Consider the following 17,807-nt stretch of genomic DNA (forward strand, 5'->3'; position numbering starts at 1 on the left):
ATTAGTTTTTTTCACTCATAACCAAAGCCTGATAAGTTGATTCTGACAGGGTTTTGGTTGTTTCGTTATATAACATCGCTATTTTTACGGTTTAATTGTTAATTATGTGCCTCTTGGCGCATTTTTACAGTGGAAAACTCTGCACAATACCCCAGCCTTTTGTCGTCCTAACTCTGGTTATCGCCTATTTTAGCTTATGGTTACCTGATGAATTCAGTGATAACGTTGGGCAAAAGGTATCGTTTGCGTAACGGTGTTCATGCCTGTTTTTATTGGGGGATGAAGCCGGTATAAAACACTCATGACATGTTATATCCAAAGCAATTGGAGTTGTAGGTAGGCGGCAAGCGAATGAATTCCCGATGAGCTTACACCGGTAAGTGATTCGGGTGAATGAACGTAGCCAACGCCCCTACGGCTTCAAGTGCGAAGGGTATATTGAGGGAGAGTAGATGGCTAAGCAGACCCCGCTGTATGACCAACACGTGGCGTGCGGTGCGCGCATGGTAGATTTTCATGGCTGGATGATGCCATTGCATTATGGTTCCCAAATCGACGAGCACCATATCGTGCGCCAGGGTGCCGGTATGTTTGATGTTTCGCACATGACAATTGTCGACTTGCACGGTGCCCGTACCCGTGAATTCCTGCGTTATCTATTAGCTAATGATGTTGCCAAACTGACCCAACCGGGCAAAGCCCTTTACACTGCCATGCTGAATGCCTCCGGCGGTGTTATCGATGATTTGATTGTCTATTTCCTACGCGAAGACTATTTCCGTTTAGTGGTTAACTCCGCTACCCGCGAAAAAGATCTGAACTGGATCATTCAGCATGCTGAGCCGTATCAGGTTGATGTCACTGTACGTGATGATTTGGCGCTGGTGGCAGTGCAAGGCCCAACAGCACAACAGAAAGTCGCGACCTTACTCACTCCTGAGCAACAACAAGCGATCGCAGGAATGAAACCGTTCTTTGGTATTCAGGTTGATGATTTGTTTATCGCCACCACCGGTTATACCGGCGAAGCAGGTTACGAAATTGCGCTGCCTAAAGAGCGGGTTGTCGAATTTTGGCAACAGTTGCTGGCTGCCGGTGTGAAACCCGCAGGTTTGGGTGCGCGTGACACTTTGCGCCTGGAAGCCGGTATGAACCTCTATGGTCAGGAGATGGACGAAGGCGTTTCGCCGCTTGCCGCCAATATGGGTTGGACAGTGGCCTGGTTGCCAGAAGACCGTCAGTTTATCGGCCGTGAAGCACTGGAGCAGCAGCGTGCTAACGGGACTGAACAACTGGTAGGTTTGATCATGACCGAAAAAGGTGTATTACGTAATGAGTTGCCGGTGCATTTTTCTGATGATTCGGGCAATCAGCATGTTGGCGTGATAACCAGCGGTTCATTCTCTCCTACACTGGGTTTTAGTATTGCGCTGGCCCGTGTCCCTGCGGGGATAGGTGAAAATGCAGTAGTGCAAATCCGTAACCGTGAGATGCCGGTGCGGGTCACAAAACCGGGTTTTGTGCGGGCGGGTAAACCGGTCGCGCTGTAATTATTTAGAGTATTCTGAATTCTACGAGCCACACCTTTTTGGCTCTACCCTTTTTAAGGAGCAGCAATGAGCAATGTACCAGCAGATTTGAAATATGCGTCATCTCATGAGTGGGTTCGTGCCGATGGTGATGGTGTGTACAGCGTCGGGATCACCGAGCATGCGCAAGAGCTACTGGGTGACATGGTGTTTGTTGATTTGCCAGAAGTGGGCAGTGAAGTTTCCGCTGGCAGCGATTGCGCTGTTGCTGAATCCGTTAAAGCTGCTTCTGACATTTATGCGCCAATCAGTGGTGAAATCATCGCTGTGAATGCTGAGCTGGAAAGTTCCCCAGAGTTGGTGAACAGCGCGCCTTATACCGATGGCTGGCTATTTAGCATCAAAGCTTCTGATGAAAGTGAGTTGGATAGTTTGTTAGATGCCGAAGCCTATCAGGCGACTATCGACGAGTAGATGAAAAAAGCCTGAGGTGAGTGATCAGTGCAATGAGCTAAGGGTTGACCACGTCTACGGGCGCTCCGGTGGCTTACGCCACTACGACCCGAACGACGTGTTTCCCCTTAGTTCGGCTTTGTGAGTACTTCTAAAACCTCTCCAAGGCGCGGTTAATAAATAATATCAAATATTTCCCGTCCCATGCCCTATTCAGGAATTTGTAGCACATGACTCAGAATCTCAGCCAGCTTGAACATAACGATGCTTTTATTCAGCGCCATATCGGCTCCTCTGCTGAACAACAGCAACAGATGTTGGCCGCTGTTGGCGCCAACTCGTTAAGTACATTGATCCAGCAGATTGTTCCGGCAGATATCCAATTGCCAAGCCCGCCTCCGGTGGGGGAAGCTGCCACAGAACATCAGGCGTTGGCGGAACTTAAAGGGATCGCCAGCCAGAATCAGCGCTATAAATCCTATATCGGCATGGGCTATAGCCCGGTTCTGACGCCGCCGGTTATTCTACGTAATATGCTGGAGAACCCCGGTTGGTACACGGCTTACACTCCGTATCAGCCAGAAGTTTCACAAGGCCGCCTTGAGGCATTACTGAATTTCCAGCAACTGACCCAAGACTTGACTGGCCTGGATCTGGCTTCTGCTTCTTTACTCGATGAAGCCACCGCAGCCGCAGAATCTATGGCATTGGCTAAACGTGCCAGTAAACTCAAAGACGCCAATCGTTTCTTTGTCGCCGATGATGTCCACCCGCAAACGCTGGATGTCGTCCTGACCCGCGCAGAAACCTTTGGTTTTGAAGTGATTGTTGACCGCGCAGAAAAAGTGCTGGAGTTAGAAGGCGTGTTCGGTGTGTTGCTGCAACAAGTCGGCACCACGGGCGAACTGCATGACTACTCAGCACTACTGTCTGAGTTGAAAAAACGCAAAATCATTACCAGCGTTGCTGCCGATATTATGGCGCTAGTGCTGCTGACCGCACCGGGTAAGCAGGGGGCTGATGTGGTGTTTGGCTCTGCTCAGCGTTTTGGGGTACCCATGGGCTACGGTGGTCCACACGCAGCATTCTTTGCTTGCCGCGACGAGTTTAAACGCTCAATGCCGGGTCGGATTATCGGGGTTTCTCGCGATGCTGCTGGTAACACCGCATTGCGCATGGCGATGCAAACTCGCGAGCAACATATTCGCCGCGAGAAAGCCAACTCCAATATCTGTACTTCTCAGGTTTTACTGGCCAATATCGCCAGCTTGTATGCGGTTTATCATGGCCCACAAGGTTTGCAGCGCATCGCTGGTCGCATTCATCGCATGACTGATATTCTGGCTGCGGGCTTGCAACAAGCTGGCCTGACACTGCGCTTCGCACATTGGTTCGATACATTGACTGTCGAAGTGAAAGACAAAGCTGCTGTATTGGCCCGCGCATTGAGTTTTGGTATTAATCTGCGAACTGATATTCATGGCGCAGTAGGTATCACGCTGGATGAAACTACCTCGCGTGAAGATCTTCAAGTTCTCTTCACCTTGTTAGCCGGTGATAATCATGGCTTAGATATTGACCTGCTTGATGCCAAAGTCAGCCAGAATAGCCAGTCGATTCAAGCGGGCATGTTGCGTCAGGATCCGATTCTGACTCACCCGGTATTTAACCGTTACCACAGCGAAACCGAAATGATGCGTTATATGCATCGTTTAGAACGCAAAGATTTGGCACTGAATCAGGCGATGATCCCGCTGGGTTCTTGCACCATGAAACTGAATGCTGCCGCCGAGATGATCCCCATCACCTGGCCGGAATTCGCTGAATTGCACCCTTTCTGCCCGCCGGAACAAGCTGCGGGTTATCAGCAAATGATTGGTCAACTGTCACAATGGTTGGTGCAACTGACCGGTTATGATGCGGTTTGTATGCAGCCAAACTCTGGCGCGCAAGGCGAATATGCGGGGTTACTGGCGATTCGCCGTTACCATGAAAGCCGCAATCAGGCGAACCGTCATATCTGTTTGATCCCAAGCTCGGCTCACGGCACTAACCCGGCGTCGGCACAAATGGCCGGTATGTCAGTAGTGGTGGTGGCCTGTGATAAGCAAGGGAATATCGATTTGCACGATTTGCGCCAGAAGGCGGGTGAAGCAGGTGATGAACTCTCTTGTATTATGGTGACTTACCCGTCGACTCATGGCGTGTACGAAGAAACCATCCGCGAAGTTTGTCAGATTGTGCATCAGTTTGGTGGTCAGGTTTACCTCGATGGCGCAAACATGAATGCGCAGGTTGGAATAACCACTCCGGGCTATATTGGCGCGGATGTTTCTCACCTGAACTTACATAAAACCTTCTGTATTCCACACGGCGGTGGTGGCCCAGGTATGGGGCCGATTGGTGTTAAAGCACATTTAGCGCCGTTTGTTCCGGGCCACAGTGTGGTACAAATTGATGGAATGACGACCCAACAGGGCGCGGTTTCGGCGGCACCATTTGGTAGTGCGTCAATCTTGCCTATCAGCTGGATGTACATCCGTATGATGGGGGCTGATGGGCTGAAACAAGCCAGTCAGGTCGCGATTCTGAATGCCAACTATATCGCAACTCGCCTGAAAGAGGCCTATCCTGTGCTGTATACCGGCCATGATGGCCGTGTGGCGCACGAATGTATTTTAGATATTCGCCCACTGAAAGAAGCAACAGGTATCAGCGAGATGGATATCGCCAAGCGCTTAATCGACTTTGGCTTCCATGCGCCAACCATGTCCTTCCCGGTGGCGGGCACGCTGATGGTGGAACCGACTGAATCAGAAAGTAAAGTTGAGTTAGACCGCTTTATCGACGCCATGCTGGCTATCCGCGCGGAAATCGAGAAAGTGGCTCGTGGTGAATGGCCACTGGAAGACAACCCGTTGGTGAATGCGCCACATACTCAAGCTGAGCTGGTTGGTGAGTGGCTGCATCCGTACAGCCGTGAGCTGGCAGTATTCCCGGTGGCAGGTGTGATGGAGAATAAATACTGGCCGAGCGTGAAACGTCTGGATGATGTGTACGGTGACCGTAATTTGTTTTGCTCATGCGTACCAATAAGCGACTACGAATAATTCTTGCAGTAAATGACAAAGGGGCCCGCAAGCGGCCCTGAAGTTAATGACAAAGTGCCTGTAGTGGTGAAAACAGGCAGATCGTAAAGACGCCGTACTTCTTTTGTAAAAACAAGCATCCCTGGGGGCTCGAGCCGCGCCATCCCTGGCGCGGACGCTTTACTCTTCTACCTGTCCTCACCTTGCAAGATCGAGTTATCGGGTTTGTCAGCAGTCTGAGGGTCGCGCAAGCGGCCCTTTTGCTGTTTATATCATGGCGATAATTGGTATCTACTCTTATCAATGACTACGCTTATTTTTCGTTATACAAATAGTGAGCGTGATTATTTATGGTAAGCACTCAATTTATCGGTAGCTGGTCACTGGTATCGCAGCACTTTGTGTTACCCGATAACAGTATTCATTATCCGATGGGGCAGGAGATGTCTGGTCGGATTAATTATGAAAAACAAGGCACGATGGCTGCCCAACTGTACAGTAGCGGCAGAACAAAGTTTGCTTCTGCAGACTGGTTGCAAGGCAGTGATACTGAAATAAAAAATGCCTTTCTCAGTGCATTGACCTATTTTGGCCGATATGAAATTGATGAACAGCTTGCCACCGTCACTCATATTGTCGAAGGCAGTTTATTTCCCAATTGGGTCGGAAGTCAGCAGGTTCGCTATTACCAATTTGAAGAAGACCGTTTGACACTGCGCACACCGCCGCTGCAAATGAATAATTCTGTGCTGGTTGGGGTGTTAATTTGGCAAAAAATTCATGGTTGAGCAGGGAGCCGAGGGATGCATAAAAAAGTCGCATTAGTGACAGGAGGCAGTCGTGGCATTGGCCGTGCCACGGCATTACTATTAGCAAAGCACGGTTATCGGGTTGCGGTAAATTATATCAATGATGAACAAGCTGCCCGACAGGTGGTTGCAGAAATCGCCGCTGGCGGTGGGTTAGCGGTGGCGTTACAAGCCGATATTGCTGATGAGCTGCAAGTAGTTGCACTATTTGAAAAACTTGAAGCCCAGCTTGGGCCGATCACCGCACTGGTCAATAATGCTGGCATTTTGTTTACCCAATCGGGCATCGAAGGGTTAACTGCTGAACGCATTAATCGGGTATTGAGCACCAATGTGACGGGTTACTTTTTATGTAGCCGCGAAGCTGTCAAGCGTATGGCATTGCGCCACGGTGGTAATGGCGGTGCGATTGTTAATGTATCTTCTGCCGCCGCCCGTCTGGGCGCTCCCGGTGAATATCTCGATTATGCCGCCTCCAAAGGGGCCATTGATACACTCACCACCGGTTTATCATTGGAAGTGGCGGCAGAGGGCATCCGAGTGAATGGCGTTCGTCCGGGTTTAATCTATACCGATATACATGCCAGCGGCGGTGAGCCGGGGCGAGTTGAACGGGTTCAAAGCTCACTGCCAATGAAACGTGGCGGGTATCCACAAGAAGTGGCAGAGGCAATCGTCTGGTTGCTGTCAGACCATGCCTCTTATGTCACTGGCAGTGTATTGGATTTAGCCGGCGGGAAATAAGCGAGTATTCAGTTATTTGAGCCAACCTTTTTGCTGCGCCGCCTGCAACTGTGGCAGCAAATGCTGCCAAATCTCAGGATAGCATTCGGCAACCAATTGGTTGCGATCCAGCACTTGCTGCAACCGGATGCCATTTTCTAGCCAACTTTGGCCCTCGGTATGCAGGTTAATCAGCATGGGCAGAATGCGATCCAGCACTGTGGCAAAGCGTGCTTCGGCAGTTTCTTCCGCTTCATACTCATTCCACAGCGCGGTAAATTGTGCGCCTAATGCGGGTGGCAGCAGGCTAAATAAGCGTTTGGCGGCAGCGACCTCTTGCTCATGAATAGCGGCTCTGGCCGCCAAATCATAAACGATGACATCACCAGCATCGATTTCGACAATATCGTGCAGCAGCGCCATTTTTATCACGCGATTGATATCGACGTCTGGGCCAGCATAGGGAGCCAGACTCATTGCCGCTACGGCAAAATGCCAACTGTGCTCGGCTGAATTTTCCTGACGTAAGCTGGCAATCACTTTAGTGCGCCGCTGAATATCTTTTAGTTTATCGATTTCCATCAGAAACTGAATAGTCTCTGTCAGTGGACCAAAATCCAAGACTGCTAATGACATAATAACCCTCTATTACCTTTCGTTTGGCATGGCAGCAGTGTTGCTGCTCCCAGTGGATTTGTCACCCTAATTTGAACCACAGACACGGCGGGTTACATGTACTGACAGAATATTTAAGCGTACACGTGTACACTGGAATTATTCTCAGTTAATCTGTGCGCACTCTTTTTGTACAACTTTAGAATAACTATTGCGCTCATCGGATGAGATAACGATTCATTTTCAGGATAATTAGTATTGAAGAATAAATCAGCTATACCCACGGCCTCGGCCACTCCCACAGTAGCGACAACACCGTCCTATCCGTGGGCAGAAGAAATAGCCAATAGCATCAGTCATGGTATTGGCGTGGTGTTTGGCATTATTGGTTTGGTTTTGCTATTGGTGCAGGCGTTAGATAATGGGGCCGATACCAAGGCGCTAACCAGTTATAGTTTGTATGGCGGCAGTATTATTCTGCTGTTTTTAGCCTCGACGTTGTATCACGCCATCCCACATCGCAAGGCGAAACTCTGGCTACAGAAGTTTGACCATTGTGCCATTTACCTCTTAATCGCCGGGACATATACACCATTTCTATTGGTGGGGTTGGACTCCCCGTTGGCCCGTGGTTTGATGGCGGTGATATGGGGGTTGGCACTGGTGGGCGTCATTTTCAAATTGGCCTTTGCACATCGCTTTGAAGTGCTGTCACTGGTGACTTACCTGACGATGGGCTGGCTTTCATTGATTGTGATTTATCAACTGGCGGTAAAACTTGAGATTGGCGGGTTAGCATTATTGGCGATTGGTGGCTTGTTATACACGTTGGGCGTGATTTTCTATGCCTCTAAGCGCATTCGCTTCGGCCATGCCATTTGGCACGGTTTTGTGTTGGGCGGCAGTGTTTGCCACTTTATGGCGATCTATTTGTATGTCTAATAGTTGATTATGAGGCCGGATAACCGGCCTCAGCGTGTATTACTTATCTTCGGTCAATGAATAGGGCAGCGGTTGAATTGTAAGCACACTTTGCTCATCATCACGCACGCGCAGCACACTGTCTGCCGCCAAGTCGTTATTCAGCACCGCTTGAACCCACACAGTGCCATCACTGAGCGCAACGGCGGCCAATACGCTACCGGTACGACGCCAGTTTTCACCTAATTGCCACTCTAAATCTTCGCCGGCCGCCGGCACTCGGTTGGCGTGACCTGCCAACCAGTAGAGTGCGCGTTTATTGGCACCACGATATTTTGCGCGGGCGACCATCTCCTGCCCGGTATAACACCCTTTGCTGAAACTGATGCCATTCAATGCCTGAATGTTTGTTGCCTGCGGAATAAATTGCGCGCTGCTATCGGTATCAATGATAGGAAAACCTGCTTCGATATCCAGCGCCAGCCACTGTTTGCTGTTATTAAACTGCGCGCGGTCAGCCAGTTTTTCCACTAACAGTTGCGTTTGTTCGGCATTGGTCACCAGCAGGAAGCGCTCGGCGGGCAGAGAGAAATGTAACAGTGTGCTATCACCTTGTTGTACTACCGGGTGCTCAGTATCAGGTAACTCGGCGAAAACCTCCGCCAGCGCAGCTTTTGCCTGCGCGCCCGCCACACCGAGTAAAACGGCATCAGGTTGTGCGGCAATCACCACTTTGGAGAACACCGCATATTTCTTTAGCTCGCTCAACTGGTTATCAAGCACACTACGGCGTTCGATAAAGGCTAACCCTTCGCCACGATAAAATAATCGCAGGTTGCTCCACATCTTCCCCTTGGCATCACAATGGGCACATAGCACATGCTGATCTGCGGGCAGTGCATCAATATCTGCCGTGACTTGCCCTTGCAGATATTTTACGCGGTCAGCGCCCGTTAACGTCACCAGCGCCCAGTCATCAAGGGAGATCAATGTTAGTGGCAGCTCAGAAGAGGCGACCAGTGGTTGTGCAGCAAATGGAGTGTTATTAGCCATGGCTTACCCAAAATAAATAGCACCTGCGGATAAGTGGTACCTATCAGCACGGCACAGTGAACCGATGTCTCAATGGTAAAATAGCCGGGTAGCTTTGCAAGCAGTAATTCCACGGAATGACCATTATTATTCAATATCTGAATTCGACGATATCTGAGGTACAATAACCACGGATTCTATGGCGGAGTGCTGAGTATGATTGAAAAAACAGCATAATCCCGCCTTTAGCCTATCAGCATCCTTTTTTGAGGAGTCAATCAGGACATGGAAATCGATAATAAAGCCCGTATTCATTGGGCGTGCCGTCGGGGTATGCGTGAACTGGATATCTCTATCATGCCGTTTTTTGAGCATGAATATGATGGCTTGAGTGATAACGAGAAACAGGTTTTTATCCGTTTGCTTGAGTGTGATGATCCAGATTTATTTAACTGGTTGATGAATCACGGGGAACCGCAGGATAGCGAGCTGCGTCAAATGGTCAAACTGATTCAAACACGAAATAAAGCCCGTGGCCCAGTGGCGATGTGACCTGCGGATATCCTGGCACACTCAACTCTTCTCTCTATTAGCTCATGGCGTCCTGGTCACACTCACGCTAGTTGCGCCTTGGCCGCAGGGCTATACCGCATTGTGGTTGATATTACTGACGTTAGTGGTGTTTGAGTGTATCCGCAGCCAGAAAAATATTACGTCTTGCCAAGGTGAGATCAGGCTGAAACCCGGCAATATAGTGCTATGGAAACGGCACGAGTGGGTCGTCATTAAGCAGCCGTGGATCACCCGTTATGGCGTGTTATTGAGTTTACAACAGACAAGTAATCGCTCAACCCGTAAGCGCTTATGGCTGGCGGCTGACAGCATGTCTGAAGAGGAATGGCGGCAATTGTGCCTCCTGCTGCATCATTCATTTGGCTCTGATGAAGGGAGTGATTAGTGAAGCCCTTAGTCTGGCTGGCGGAAGATGAGGAAAGTCTCGCCGACACCTTAATTTATACCTTGGAAAGTGAAGGTGTTACCCTCCGCTTATGGAAGTAAAATAGCAGAGGTGAAAACGGGGGCAGCAAGCGGGCACGGTGGGTGCCCGTTTATCCGATTAAAGTAGGGCATCCATCTCAAGCAGAATTTGATCACACCACTGTTCGATGCGCTCTTCACTCAAATCGTATTGATTAACCTCATCTAACGCCAGTCCGACAAAATGTTTGCCGTCAGCACTGAGTGGTTTCGGGCTGGTAAACTCAAACCCATCTGTCGGCCAAAAACCAATAAATTTCACCCCCAGTGGGGCAATATGGTCGTGCAGCATCCCAAGAGCATCAAGGAACCATTCGCTATAACCGAATTGATCGCCCATACCATACATGGCGACAATCTTTCCCTTGAGATTAAGCTGTGCTAATTGCGGCCAAACGGCTTCCCAATCTTCCTGTAATTCGCCGAAATCCCAGGTAGGGATCCCCAAAATTAGAATGGAATATTCTTCCATCAGGCGAGGGCTGACATCTTTTAAGTTATGTAAATCAACCAGATCTTCACCGAGGATGTCGCGTATTTTTTCTGCCACCATTTCGGTATAGCAGGTGCTGGAGCCGTAAAAGAGACCAATCTTCATGATGTATAGCCATAGCATTACTAATAAGGAATAGCATCGAGTGTACCAGATTTGTTCCGTCATCAGGCATAATGGCTGCCCATCCAATCAAAGAGAGAAACAGTCATGCAACAGCAAAATAACCCGCTGATTGAACAGTTTCTTGATGCCCTATGGCTGGAGCGGAATCTGGCAGAGAATACACTGGCATCATACCGTTTGGATTTACATGCGCTGAGCGGATGGTTAGAACATCATGGCCGTGATTTATTGCGCGCCGATTCGCAGGACTTGCAGTCTTTCCTTGCAGAGCGCATTAAGGGCGGTTATAAAGCCACCAGCTCGGCACGCTTGCTCAGTGCGATGCGTCGGTTATTCCAGTATTTATACCGCGAAAAATTGCGTGAAGATGACCCGACAGCCTTGCTGTCATCACCCAAGTTACCGCAGCGCTTACCAAAAGATTTAAGTGAGGCACAGGTTGATGCATTGCTTAACTCTCCCAATGTCGATATCCCGCTGGAATTGCGCGATAAGGCCATGCTGGAAGTGCTTTATGCCACCGGTCTGCGAGTGTCGGAGCTCGTTGGGCTGACCATCAGCGATGTGAGTTTGCGCCAAGGGGTAGTGCGAGTTATCGGTAAAGGAAATAAAGAGCGCCTGGTACCCTTGGGTGAAGAGGCGGTGTACTGGATCGAGAATTACATGGAGCATGGCCGCCCGTGGCTCATCAACGGTCAGTCGCTGGATGTGCTGTTCCCCAGTAACCGCAGTCAGCAAATGACGAGGCAGACTTTCTGGCATCGCATCAAACACTATGCGATCCTTGCCGGTATTGATAGTGAACGGCTTTCGCCCCACGTATTGCGGCATGCTTTTGCCACGCATCTGTTAAATCACGGTGCGGATTTGCGTGTGGTGCAAATGTTACTGGGCCACAGTGATCTGTCGACAACCCAGATTTATACCCATGTAGCGACTGAACGTTTGAAGTTGCTACATCAACAACATCATCCGCGCGCCTAGTTGTTTTTTATGAAAACCATGTCGGGTGGAAAAGATAGGATTTATAAATGAAAAAGAGTTTATTGCTGCTGCCGATCGTTATCGCTGCATTCACGGGGCTGGCTCATGCTGATGATGCTGCTATCCAACAGACACTGAAAAAACTGGATATTCAACAAGCTGACATCCAACCATCACCTATCCCCGGTTTGAGCACCGTGATGACTGACAACGGCGTGCTTTATATTTCTGCTGACGGTAAGCATCTGTTGCAAGGACCGCTGTACGATGTGAGCGGTAGCCAACCAGTAAATGTGACCAACCAGATGTTGGTGAAAAAGCTGGAAGCATTGAGCAAAGAAATGATTGTGTATAAAGCACCGCAGGAAAAACACGTTGTTACGGTATTTACTGATATCACCTGCGGCTACTGCCATAAGTTGCATGAGCAGATGAGTGACTATAACGCGCTGGGGATCACTGTACGTTATCTGGCCTTCCCACGTCAGGGGCTGAGCTCTCAGGCAGAAAAAGACATGCGTTCGATTTGGTGTATGGCTGATCGCAACAAAGCATTCGATGATGCAATGAAAGGCACCGATATCTCACCTGCCACCTGTAAAACCGATATTTCTGAGCACTATAAGTTAGGTGTGCAGTTTGGTATTCAGGGCACACCGGCCATCGTGTTGCAAAACGGTACAGTCGTTCCGGGTTATCTGGAGCCAAAAGAAATGTTACAGATGCTGAATAAGCACCAGGCTTCCTCAAAAGCGGCGGGTTAATCATCCGTGACATTGAAAACTCAACTTCGCCGTCGTGAGGCGGTGGATGATAGCCATTTGCCCACGCAGTTACATCCACTGTTGCGCCGTCTTTATGCCAACCGTGGTGTAAAAAGCGCAGAAGAACTGGAACGCGGTGTCAAAGGTCTGCTTGCCTGGCAGCAACTCGACGGTATTGATGCTGGTGTCACTCTGTTGCAACAAGCATTGGCTGACAGGCGTCGTATTGTGATTGTCGGTGATTTTGATGCCGATGGTGCAACCAGCACGGCGTTGGCAGTGCTCGCTTTGCGTAGCATGGGTGGCAGTAATATTGATTATCTGGTGCCAAATCGTTTTGAAGATGGCTATGGGCTGAGTCCCGAAGTTGTCGAACAAGTTGCCGCCCGTGGTGCAGAACTGATCGTCACTGTCGATAACGGTATTTCTTCTCATGCGGGAGTGGATTTGGCGCACGCCTTGGGTATCCAGGTGTTGGTTACCGACCATCACCTGCCGGGGGAAACCTTGCCAGCAGCAGAAGCTATCATCAATCCCAATTTGGCTGGATGTGATTTTCTCTCCAAATCACTGGCTGGAGTGGGCGTCACCTTTTATCTAATGTTGGCATTACGTGCACGTCTTAGAGACAGTGGCTGGTTTGAACAGCGAGCTTTAGCGATACCTAACCTGGCTGAGTTACTGGATTTGGTAGCACTGGGAACGGTTGCTGATGTAGTGCCACTGGATGCCAATAACCGCATTTTGGTGCATCAGGGGCTAAGCCGTATTCGTGCGGGGAAATGCCGGCCAGGTATTCGTGCATTGCTGGAAGTCGCCAACCGCGATGCGCGCCAATTGGCAGCCAACGATCTGGGTTTCTCCCTCGGCCCACGGCTTAATGCGGCTGGGCGTCTGGATGATATGTCCATCGGGGTGGCGTTGTTGCTCAGTGACGATATTGCTCAGGCCAGAGCACTGGCAATTGATCTTGATTCACTTAATCAAACGCGCCGCGAGATAGAGCAGGGTATGCAGGTTGAAGCCTTGCAACTGTGTGACCAATTAGAGCGCACCAGCACTGAATTACCTTACGGTATCGCGATGTACCACCCTGAGTGGCACCAAGGGGTGGTCGGGATTTTGGCCTCGCGTATTAAAGAACGTTTTCATCGGCCGGTTATTGCTTTTGCCCCAGCAGGTGACGGTTTACTGAAAGGCTCGGGGCGTAGTGTGGCAGGGCTGCATATGCGGGATGCTCTTGAGCGCCTGGATACCTTAAACCCAGGATTGATGCTGAAATTTGGTGGCCATGCGATGGCGGCGGGGTTATCGCTGGAACAGGATAAATTCGATGAATTCCGTCAGCGCTTTGCAGATTTAGTCGGTGAATGGATGGACGCCTCGCAGTTGGAGGGCGTTATCTGGTCAGACGGTGAACTGAAGGGCAACGAATTATCACTGGAAACAGCGGAGTTGCTGCGAGATGGTGGCCCCTGGGGGCAATCCTTCCCTGAACCCACATTTGACGGGAAATTCCGTATCTTGCAACAACGGCTGGTGGGTGAACGCCACCTGAAACTTATGGTTGAGCCTTTGCATGGTGGGCCTCTGCTGGATGGTATCGCGTTTAATATTGATACGACTTTATGGCCGGATAGCAGTGTGCGTGAAGTTAAGCTGGCTTATAAACTTGATATTAATGAGTATCGCGGTAACCGCAGTGTCCAGTTGCTGATTCAACACCTGTGGCCGTATTAGTAAACCACGATATTATTCTATACCCAAAGTAGTTGGTGTTGCAGCAAGGCAGCTAACGAATGAATCCCGATGAGCTGACATTAGTCAGTGATTCGGGTGAGTGAGAGCCGCTAACACAGCTGCAGCAGCAAATAGGAAGGGGATAGCTACAAATATAGTCAACAAGCTATAAACCGTCGTATAGATCCGTTAGAATTACTAATTCTGTGCCCTAAATAATTCAAGTTGCAGGAAGGCGGCAATTGAGTAAATCCCGACGAGTCTATTTATTTTAAGGTCAATAGGCAGTCAATGATTCGGGTGAGCGAAGACAGCCAACACACATGCAGCTTGAAGTATGGCGGGTATAATGACATTCCGTCATCTACGACTTAACGTAAGACTTTAAACCATGTTTGAAATAAACCCGGTAAAAAACCGAATTCAGGACCTGTCTGATCGGACAGCCGTTCTCAGGGGGTATCTTTGACTATGATGCCAAGAAAGAACGACTGGAAGAAGTAAACGCTGAGCTGGAACAGCCCGACGTCTGGAATGAACCTGAGCGCGCTCAGGCTCTAGGTAAAGAACGCGCCTCGCTGGAAGAGATTGTCACCACCATTGATCAACTGGATCAAGGTATGGACGACGTGACTGGCTTGCTGGAGTTGGCTATTGAAGCTGACGACGAAGAGACATTTAACGAAGCGGTTGCTGAGTTAGATATCCTTGATGGCAAGCTGGGCCAACTCGAATTCCGCAGAATGTTCTCTGGTGAGTATGATAGCGCCAACTGCTATCTGGATCTGCAAGCCGGTTCCGGTGGTACAGAAGCTCAGGACTGGGCCAGCATGCTGCTGCGCATGTACCTGCGTTGGGCTGAAGCCAAAGGCTTCAAAACCGAAATCATTGAAGAATCTGATGGTGATGTTGCAGGCTTAAAATCAGCCACTATCAAAATTATCGGTGATTATGCGTTTGGTTGGTTACGTACTGAAACTGGCGTGCATCGTCTGGTACGTAAAAGCCCGTTTGACTCTGGTGGCCGCCGTCATACTTCGTTCAGTTCTGCCTTTGTCTATCCAGAAGTTGACGACGATATTGATATCGAAATCAACCCAGCGGACCTGCGTATTGACGTTTACCGCGCATCTGGTGCGGGTGGTCAGCACGTCAACAAAACAGAATCTGCGGTACGTATTACCCATATTCCGACCAATATTGTGACTCAGTGCCAGAATGACCGTTCTCAGCATAAGAACAAAGATCAAGCTATGAAACAGCTGAAAGCAAAGCTGTATGAGTTTGAGATGCAAAAGAAAAATGCTGATAAACAGATGCTGGAAGATAACAAGTCTGATATTGGCTGGGGTAGCCAGATCCGTTCTTATGTACTGGATGACTCCCGTATCAAAGATTTGCGTACCGGTGTGGAAACACGCAACACGCAAGCGGTACTGGATGGCGATCTGGACAAATTCATTGAAGCAAGTTTGAAAGCCGGGCTATAAGGAACTGAGATGTCAGAGCAAAAATTAGAAGGTGCTGAGCAAGCGCAAGAACTCAATAGTGAGTTACAAGCTCGTCGGGAAAAACTGGCTGCACTGCGGAAAAAAGGGATTGCTTTCCCTAATGACTTCCGCCGTGAGCACCTCTCAGACCAGCTGCATGCTGAGTACGGCGAAAAAACAAATGAAGAATTAGAAGCGCTGGATATCGAAGTGACCGTTGCTGGCCGAATGATGACTCGCCGTATCATGGGGAAAGCATCATTTGTGACGCTGCAAGATGTCGGTGGCCGTATCCAGTTGTACGTTTCTCGCGATGACCTGCCGGAAGGCGTGTATAACGAAGAATTCAAAAAGTGGGATCTGGGCGATATCCTGGGCGCGCGCGGTAAGCTGTTTAAAACCAAAACGGGCGAGCTGTCTATCCACTGTAGCGAATTGCGTTTGCTGACCAAAGCACTGCGCCCGCTGCCGGATAAATTCCACGGCCTGGCTGATCAGGAAACCCGCTATCGCCAGCGTTATCTGGATCTGATCGCTAACGACGAATCTCGCCATACATTCAAAGTTCGTTCGCAAGTGATGTCAGCTATCCGCAACTTCATGGTGGAAAAAGGCTTCATGGAAGTCGAAACCCCTATGATGCAAGTGATTCCTGGTGGTGCTTCAGCGCGTCCGTTCGTGACTCATCACAATGCGCTGGATATCGATATGTACTTGCGTATCGCCCCAGAGTTGTATCTGAAGCGCCTGGTGGTTGGTGGTTTTGAACGTGTGTTTGAGATCAACCGTAACTTCCGTAATGAAGGTGTTTCACCACGTCATAACCCAGAGTTCACCATGATGGAACTCTATATGGCGTATGCGGATTACAAAGACCTGATTGCGCTGACCGAAGAGTTATTCCGGACACTGACTGAAACCGTGCTGGGTAGTAGTGTGGTGCAGTATGGTGATCAGGAATTCGATTTCGGTAAGCCTTTTGCCAAACTGACTATGAAAGAAGCTATCTGCAAATATCGTCCAGAAACTAACGTGGCTGATTTAGACGATATGGATAAAGCGGTAGCTATCGCCGAGTCTTTGGGTATTAAAGTTGAGAAGAGCTGGGGCTTGGGCCGCGTTCAATGCGAAATTTTCGAAGAGACCGCAGAGAGCCACCTGATTCAACCAACCTTCATTACTGAATACCCAGCAGAAGTTTCACCGTTGGCACGTCGTAATGATGATAATCCGTTTATCACTGACCGCTTCGAATTCTTTATCGGTGGCCGTGAAATTGGTAATGGTTTCTCCGAGCTGAATGATGCTGAAGATCAGGCACAGCGCTTTGCTGATCAGGTTAGCGCCAAAGAAGCTGGTGATGACGAAGCGATGTTCTATGACGAAGACTATGTTACCGCACTGGAACATGGCTTGCCGCCGACCGCGGGTCTGGGTATCGGTATCGACCGTATGGTGATGTTATTTACCAATAGCCACACCATTCGCGATGTTATCTTGTTCCCAGCGATGCGCCCGGTAAAATAAGTGATTCCGGTTAACGGTAAATCTATTAGGGCGCTTCGGCGCCCTTTTTATCAAACAAAACAGCGATAGTTATACTTGGTTTAATCTAATCGCTTAAAATACCGGCGCTTAGGCTATATCTTCGCTTGCCCACGTCAAAGAACCGGTTATAATGCAAACCTCACACCGAAGCGGGTGTAGTTCAATGGTAGAACGAGAGCTTCCCAAGCTCTATACGAGGGTTCGATTCCCTTCACCCGCTCCAACTTAACGTCTCGCAGTATCTCCCGAAGTACATCAAACCCAGTAAATCCGCATATCTCAGGCTAATCTAGCTATTCCTATATACATGTTCGTCTATTGAAATCTACTTATAACGGGGGGTTATATATGGGTATCAAATTGTACCCACCTAAAAGTTAAGCAGTTACTTTCAATAGATGTCAGATATCGAAAATCCATCAGTGAAAAAGTGAATAAACTGGCAAATTTCCC

General features: G+C 49.3%; 16 protein-coding genes, 1 tRNA gene and 1 pseudogene. 15 read left to right on the forward strand and 3 right to left on the reverse strand.

What is annotated here, in order from left to right; translation table 11 throughout:
• Positions 1–452 precede the first annotated feature (452 nt).
• From gcvT to HU019_RS07115, 5 genes are all read left to right on the forward strand, one after another.
• Positions 453–1,550 (forward strand): glycine cleavage system aminomethyltransferase GcvT, encoded by a 1,098-nt coding sequence (gene gcvT, locus HU019_RS07095; protein WP_174847790.1) that lies wholly within the window; start codon positions 453–455, stop codon positions 1,548–1,550.
• A gap of 66 nt (positions 1,551–1,616) precedes the next feature.
• Positions 1,617–2,003, forward strand: a complete 387-nt coding sequence (gene gcvH, locus HU019_RS07100) for a glycine cleavage system protein GcvH (protein ID WP_019078994.1) — start codon at positions 1,617–1,619, stop codon at positions 2,001–2,003.
• A 209-nt stretch (positions 2,004–2,212) separates the two neighbouring features.
• Positions 2,213–5,092, forward strand: a complete 2,880-nt coding sequence (gcvP, locus tag HU019_RS07105) for an aminomethyl-transferring glycine dehydrogenase (RefSeq protein ID WP_174847789.1) — start codon at positions 2,213–2,215, stop codon at positions 5,090–5,092.
• 329 nt (positions 5,093–5,421) lie between these two features.
• Positions 5,422–5,859, forward strand: a complete 438-nt coding sequence (locus tag HU019_RS07110; RefSeq protein ID WP_174847788.1) for a lipocalin-like domain-containing protein — start codon at positions 5,422–5,424, stop codon at positions 5,857–5,859.
• A gap of 15 nt (positions 5,860–5,874) precedes the next feature.
• A complete protein-coding gene (locus tag HU019_RS07115) occupies positions 5,875–6,624 on the forward strand; it encodes an SDR family oxidoreductase (RefSeq protein WP_174847787.1) in 750 nt (249 codons plus the stop codon).
• Between the two features lie 12 nt (positions 6,625–6,636).
• On the opposite strand, the gene HU019_RS07120 is transcribed toward HU019_RS07115, so the two are convergent.
• Positions 6,637–7,239 carry an HD domain-containing protein gene (locus HU019_RS07120; RefSeq protein WP_174847786.1) on the reverse strand — a complete coding sequence of 201 codons (603 nt, stop codon included), beginning with the start codon at positions 7,237–7,239 and terminating at the stop codon, positions 6,637–6,639.
• A 237-nt stretch (positions 7,240–7,476) separates the two neighbouring features.
• On the opposite strand from HU019_RS07120, the gene trhA reads away from it, so the two are divergent.
• Positions 7,477–8,160, forward strand: a complete 684-nt coding sequence (trhA, locus tag HU019_RS07125) for a PAQR family membrane homeostasis protein TrhA (RefSeq protein ID WP_174847785.1) — start codon at positions 7,477–7,479, stop codon at positions 8,158–8,160.
• 39 nt (positions 8,161–8,199) lie between these two features.
• Here the strand turns inward: trhA and ygfZ are convergent, their stop codons facing one another.
• On the reverse strand, positions 8,200–9,192 hold the full coding sequence (gene ygfZ / locus HU019_RS07130) for a tRNA-modifying protein YgfZ (protein ID WP_174847784.1): 993 nt from the start codon (positions 9,190–9,192) through the stop codon (positions 8,200–8,202).
• 264 nt (positions 9,193–9,456) lie between these two features.
• Here ygfZ and sdhE point away from each other — a divergent pair, with 264 nt between their 5' ends.
• The 3 genes and pseudogenes from sdhE to HU019_RS07145 form a co-directional block, all read left to right on the forward strand.
• On the forward strand, positions 9,457–9,723 hold the full coding sequence (gene sdhE, locus HU019_RS07135; protein WP_004390965.1) for an FAD assembly factor SdhE: 267 nt from the start codon (positions 9,457–9,459) through the stop codon (positions 9,721–9,723).
• Positions 9,704–10,129: a protein YgfX gene (locus HU019_RS07140; protein WP_174847783.1), complete on the forward strand. Its 426-nt coding sequence runs from the start codon at positions 9,704–9,706 to the stop codon at positions 10,127–10,129. Before sdhE ends, HU019_RS07140 begins: the two co-directional genes overlap by 20 nt.
• Positions 10,129–10,218, forward strand: a pseudogene (locus HU019_RS07145) (two-component system response regulator CreB); the annotation flags it as partial. The gene HU019_RS07140 and the pseudogene HU019_RS07145, both read left to right, overlap by 1 nt.
• 70 nt (positions 10,219–10,288) lie before the next feature.
• Here the strand turns inward: HU019_RS07145 and fldB are convergent.
• The gene (gene fldB / locus HU019_RS07150) at positions 10,289–10,807 is read right to left on the reverse strand and encodes a flavodoxin FldB (protein ID WP_174847782.1); all 519 of its coding nucleotides are present in this window, start codon (positions 10,805–10,807) and stop codon (positions 10,289–10,291) included.
• A gap of 105 nt (positions 10,808–10,912) precedes the next feature.
• Between fldB and xerD the strand changes: the two genes are divergently transcribed.
• The 6 genes from xerD to HU019_RS07180 all read left to right on the forward strand — a co-directional run bounded on the left by xerD (position 10,913) and on the right by HU019_RS07180 (position 17,577).
• Positions 10,913–11,812, forward strand: a complete 900-nt coding sequence (gene xerD / locus HU019_RS07155; protein ID WP_174847781.1) for a site-specific tyrosine recombinase XerD — start codon at positions 10,913–10,915, stop codon at positions 11,810–11,812.
• Between the two features lie 47 nt (positions 11,813–11,859).
• Positions 11,860–12,576, forward strand: coding sequence for a bifunctional protein-disulfide isomerase/oxidoreductase DsbC (gene dsbC / locus HU019_RS07160; protein ID WP_174847780.1), 717 nt, complete (start codon positions 11,860–11,862; stop codon positions 12,574–12,576).
• 6 nt (positions 12,577–12,582) lie between these two features.
• Entirely contained in the window at positions 12,583–14,316 is a 1,734-nt protein-coding gene (recJ, locus tag HU019_RS07165) for a single-stranded-DNA-specific exonuclease RecJ (RefSeq protein ID WP_174847779.1), read from the forward strand.
• A gap of 391 nt (positions 14,317–14,707) precedes the next feature.
• Positions 14,708–15,806 (forward strand): peptide chain release factor 2 gene (prfB, locus tag HU019_RS07170; protein ID WP_174847778.1). Its coding sequence is split into 2 segments (ribosomal slippage): positions 14,708–14,782 and positions 14,784–15,806, totalling 1,098 coding nucleotides; the frame shifts between segments, so codons are not numbered across the junction.
• Positions 15,807–15,815: 9 nt separating this feature from the next.
• The gene (gene lysS / locus HU019_RS07175) at positions 15,816–17,333 is read left to right on the forward strand and encodes a lysine--tRNA ligase (protein WP_174847777.1); all 1,518 of its coding nucleotides are present in this window, start codon (positions 15,816–15,818) and stop codon (positions 17,331–17,333) included.
• A 170-nt stretch (positions 17,334–17,503) separates the two neighbouring features.
• A tRNA-Gly gene (locus HU019_RS07180) sits at positions 17,504–17,577 on the forward strand.
• The last annotated feature ends 230 nt before the right edge of the window (positions 17,578–17,807 follow it).

The organism is Yersinia artesiana (assembly GCF_902726545.1).
GTDB classification, from domain to species: domain Bacteria; phylum Pseudomonadota; class Gammaproteobacteria; order Enterobacterales; family Enterobacteriaceae; genus Yersinia; species Yersinia artesiana.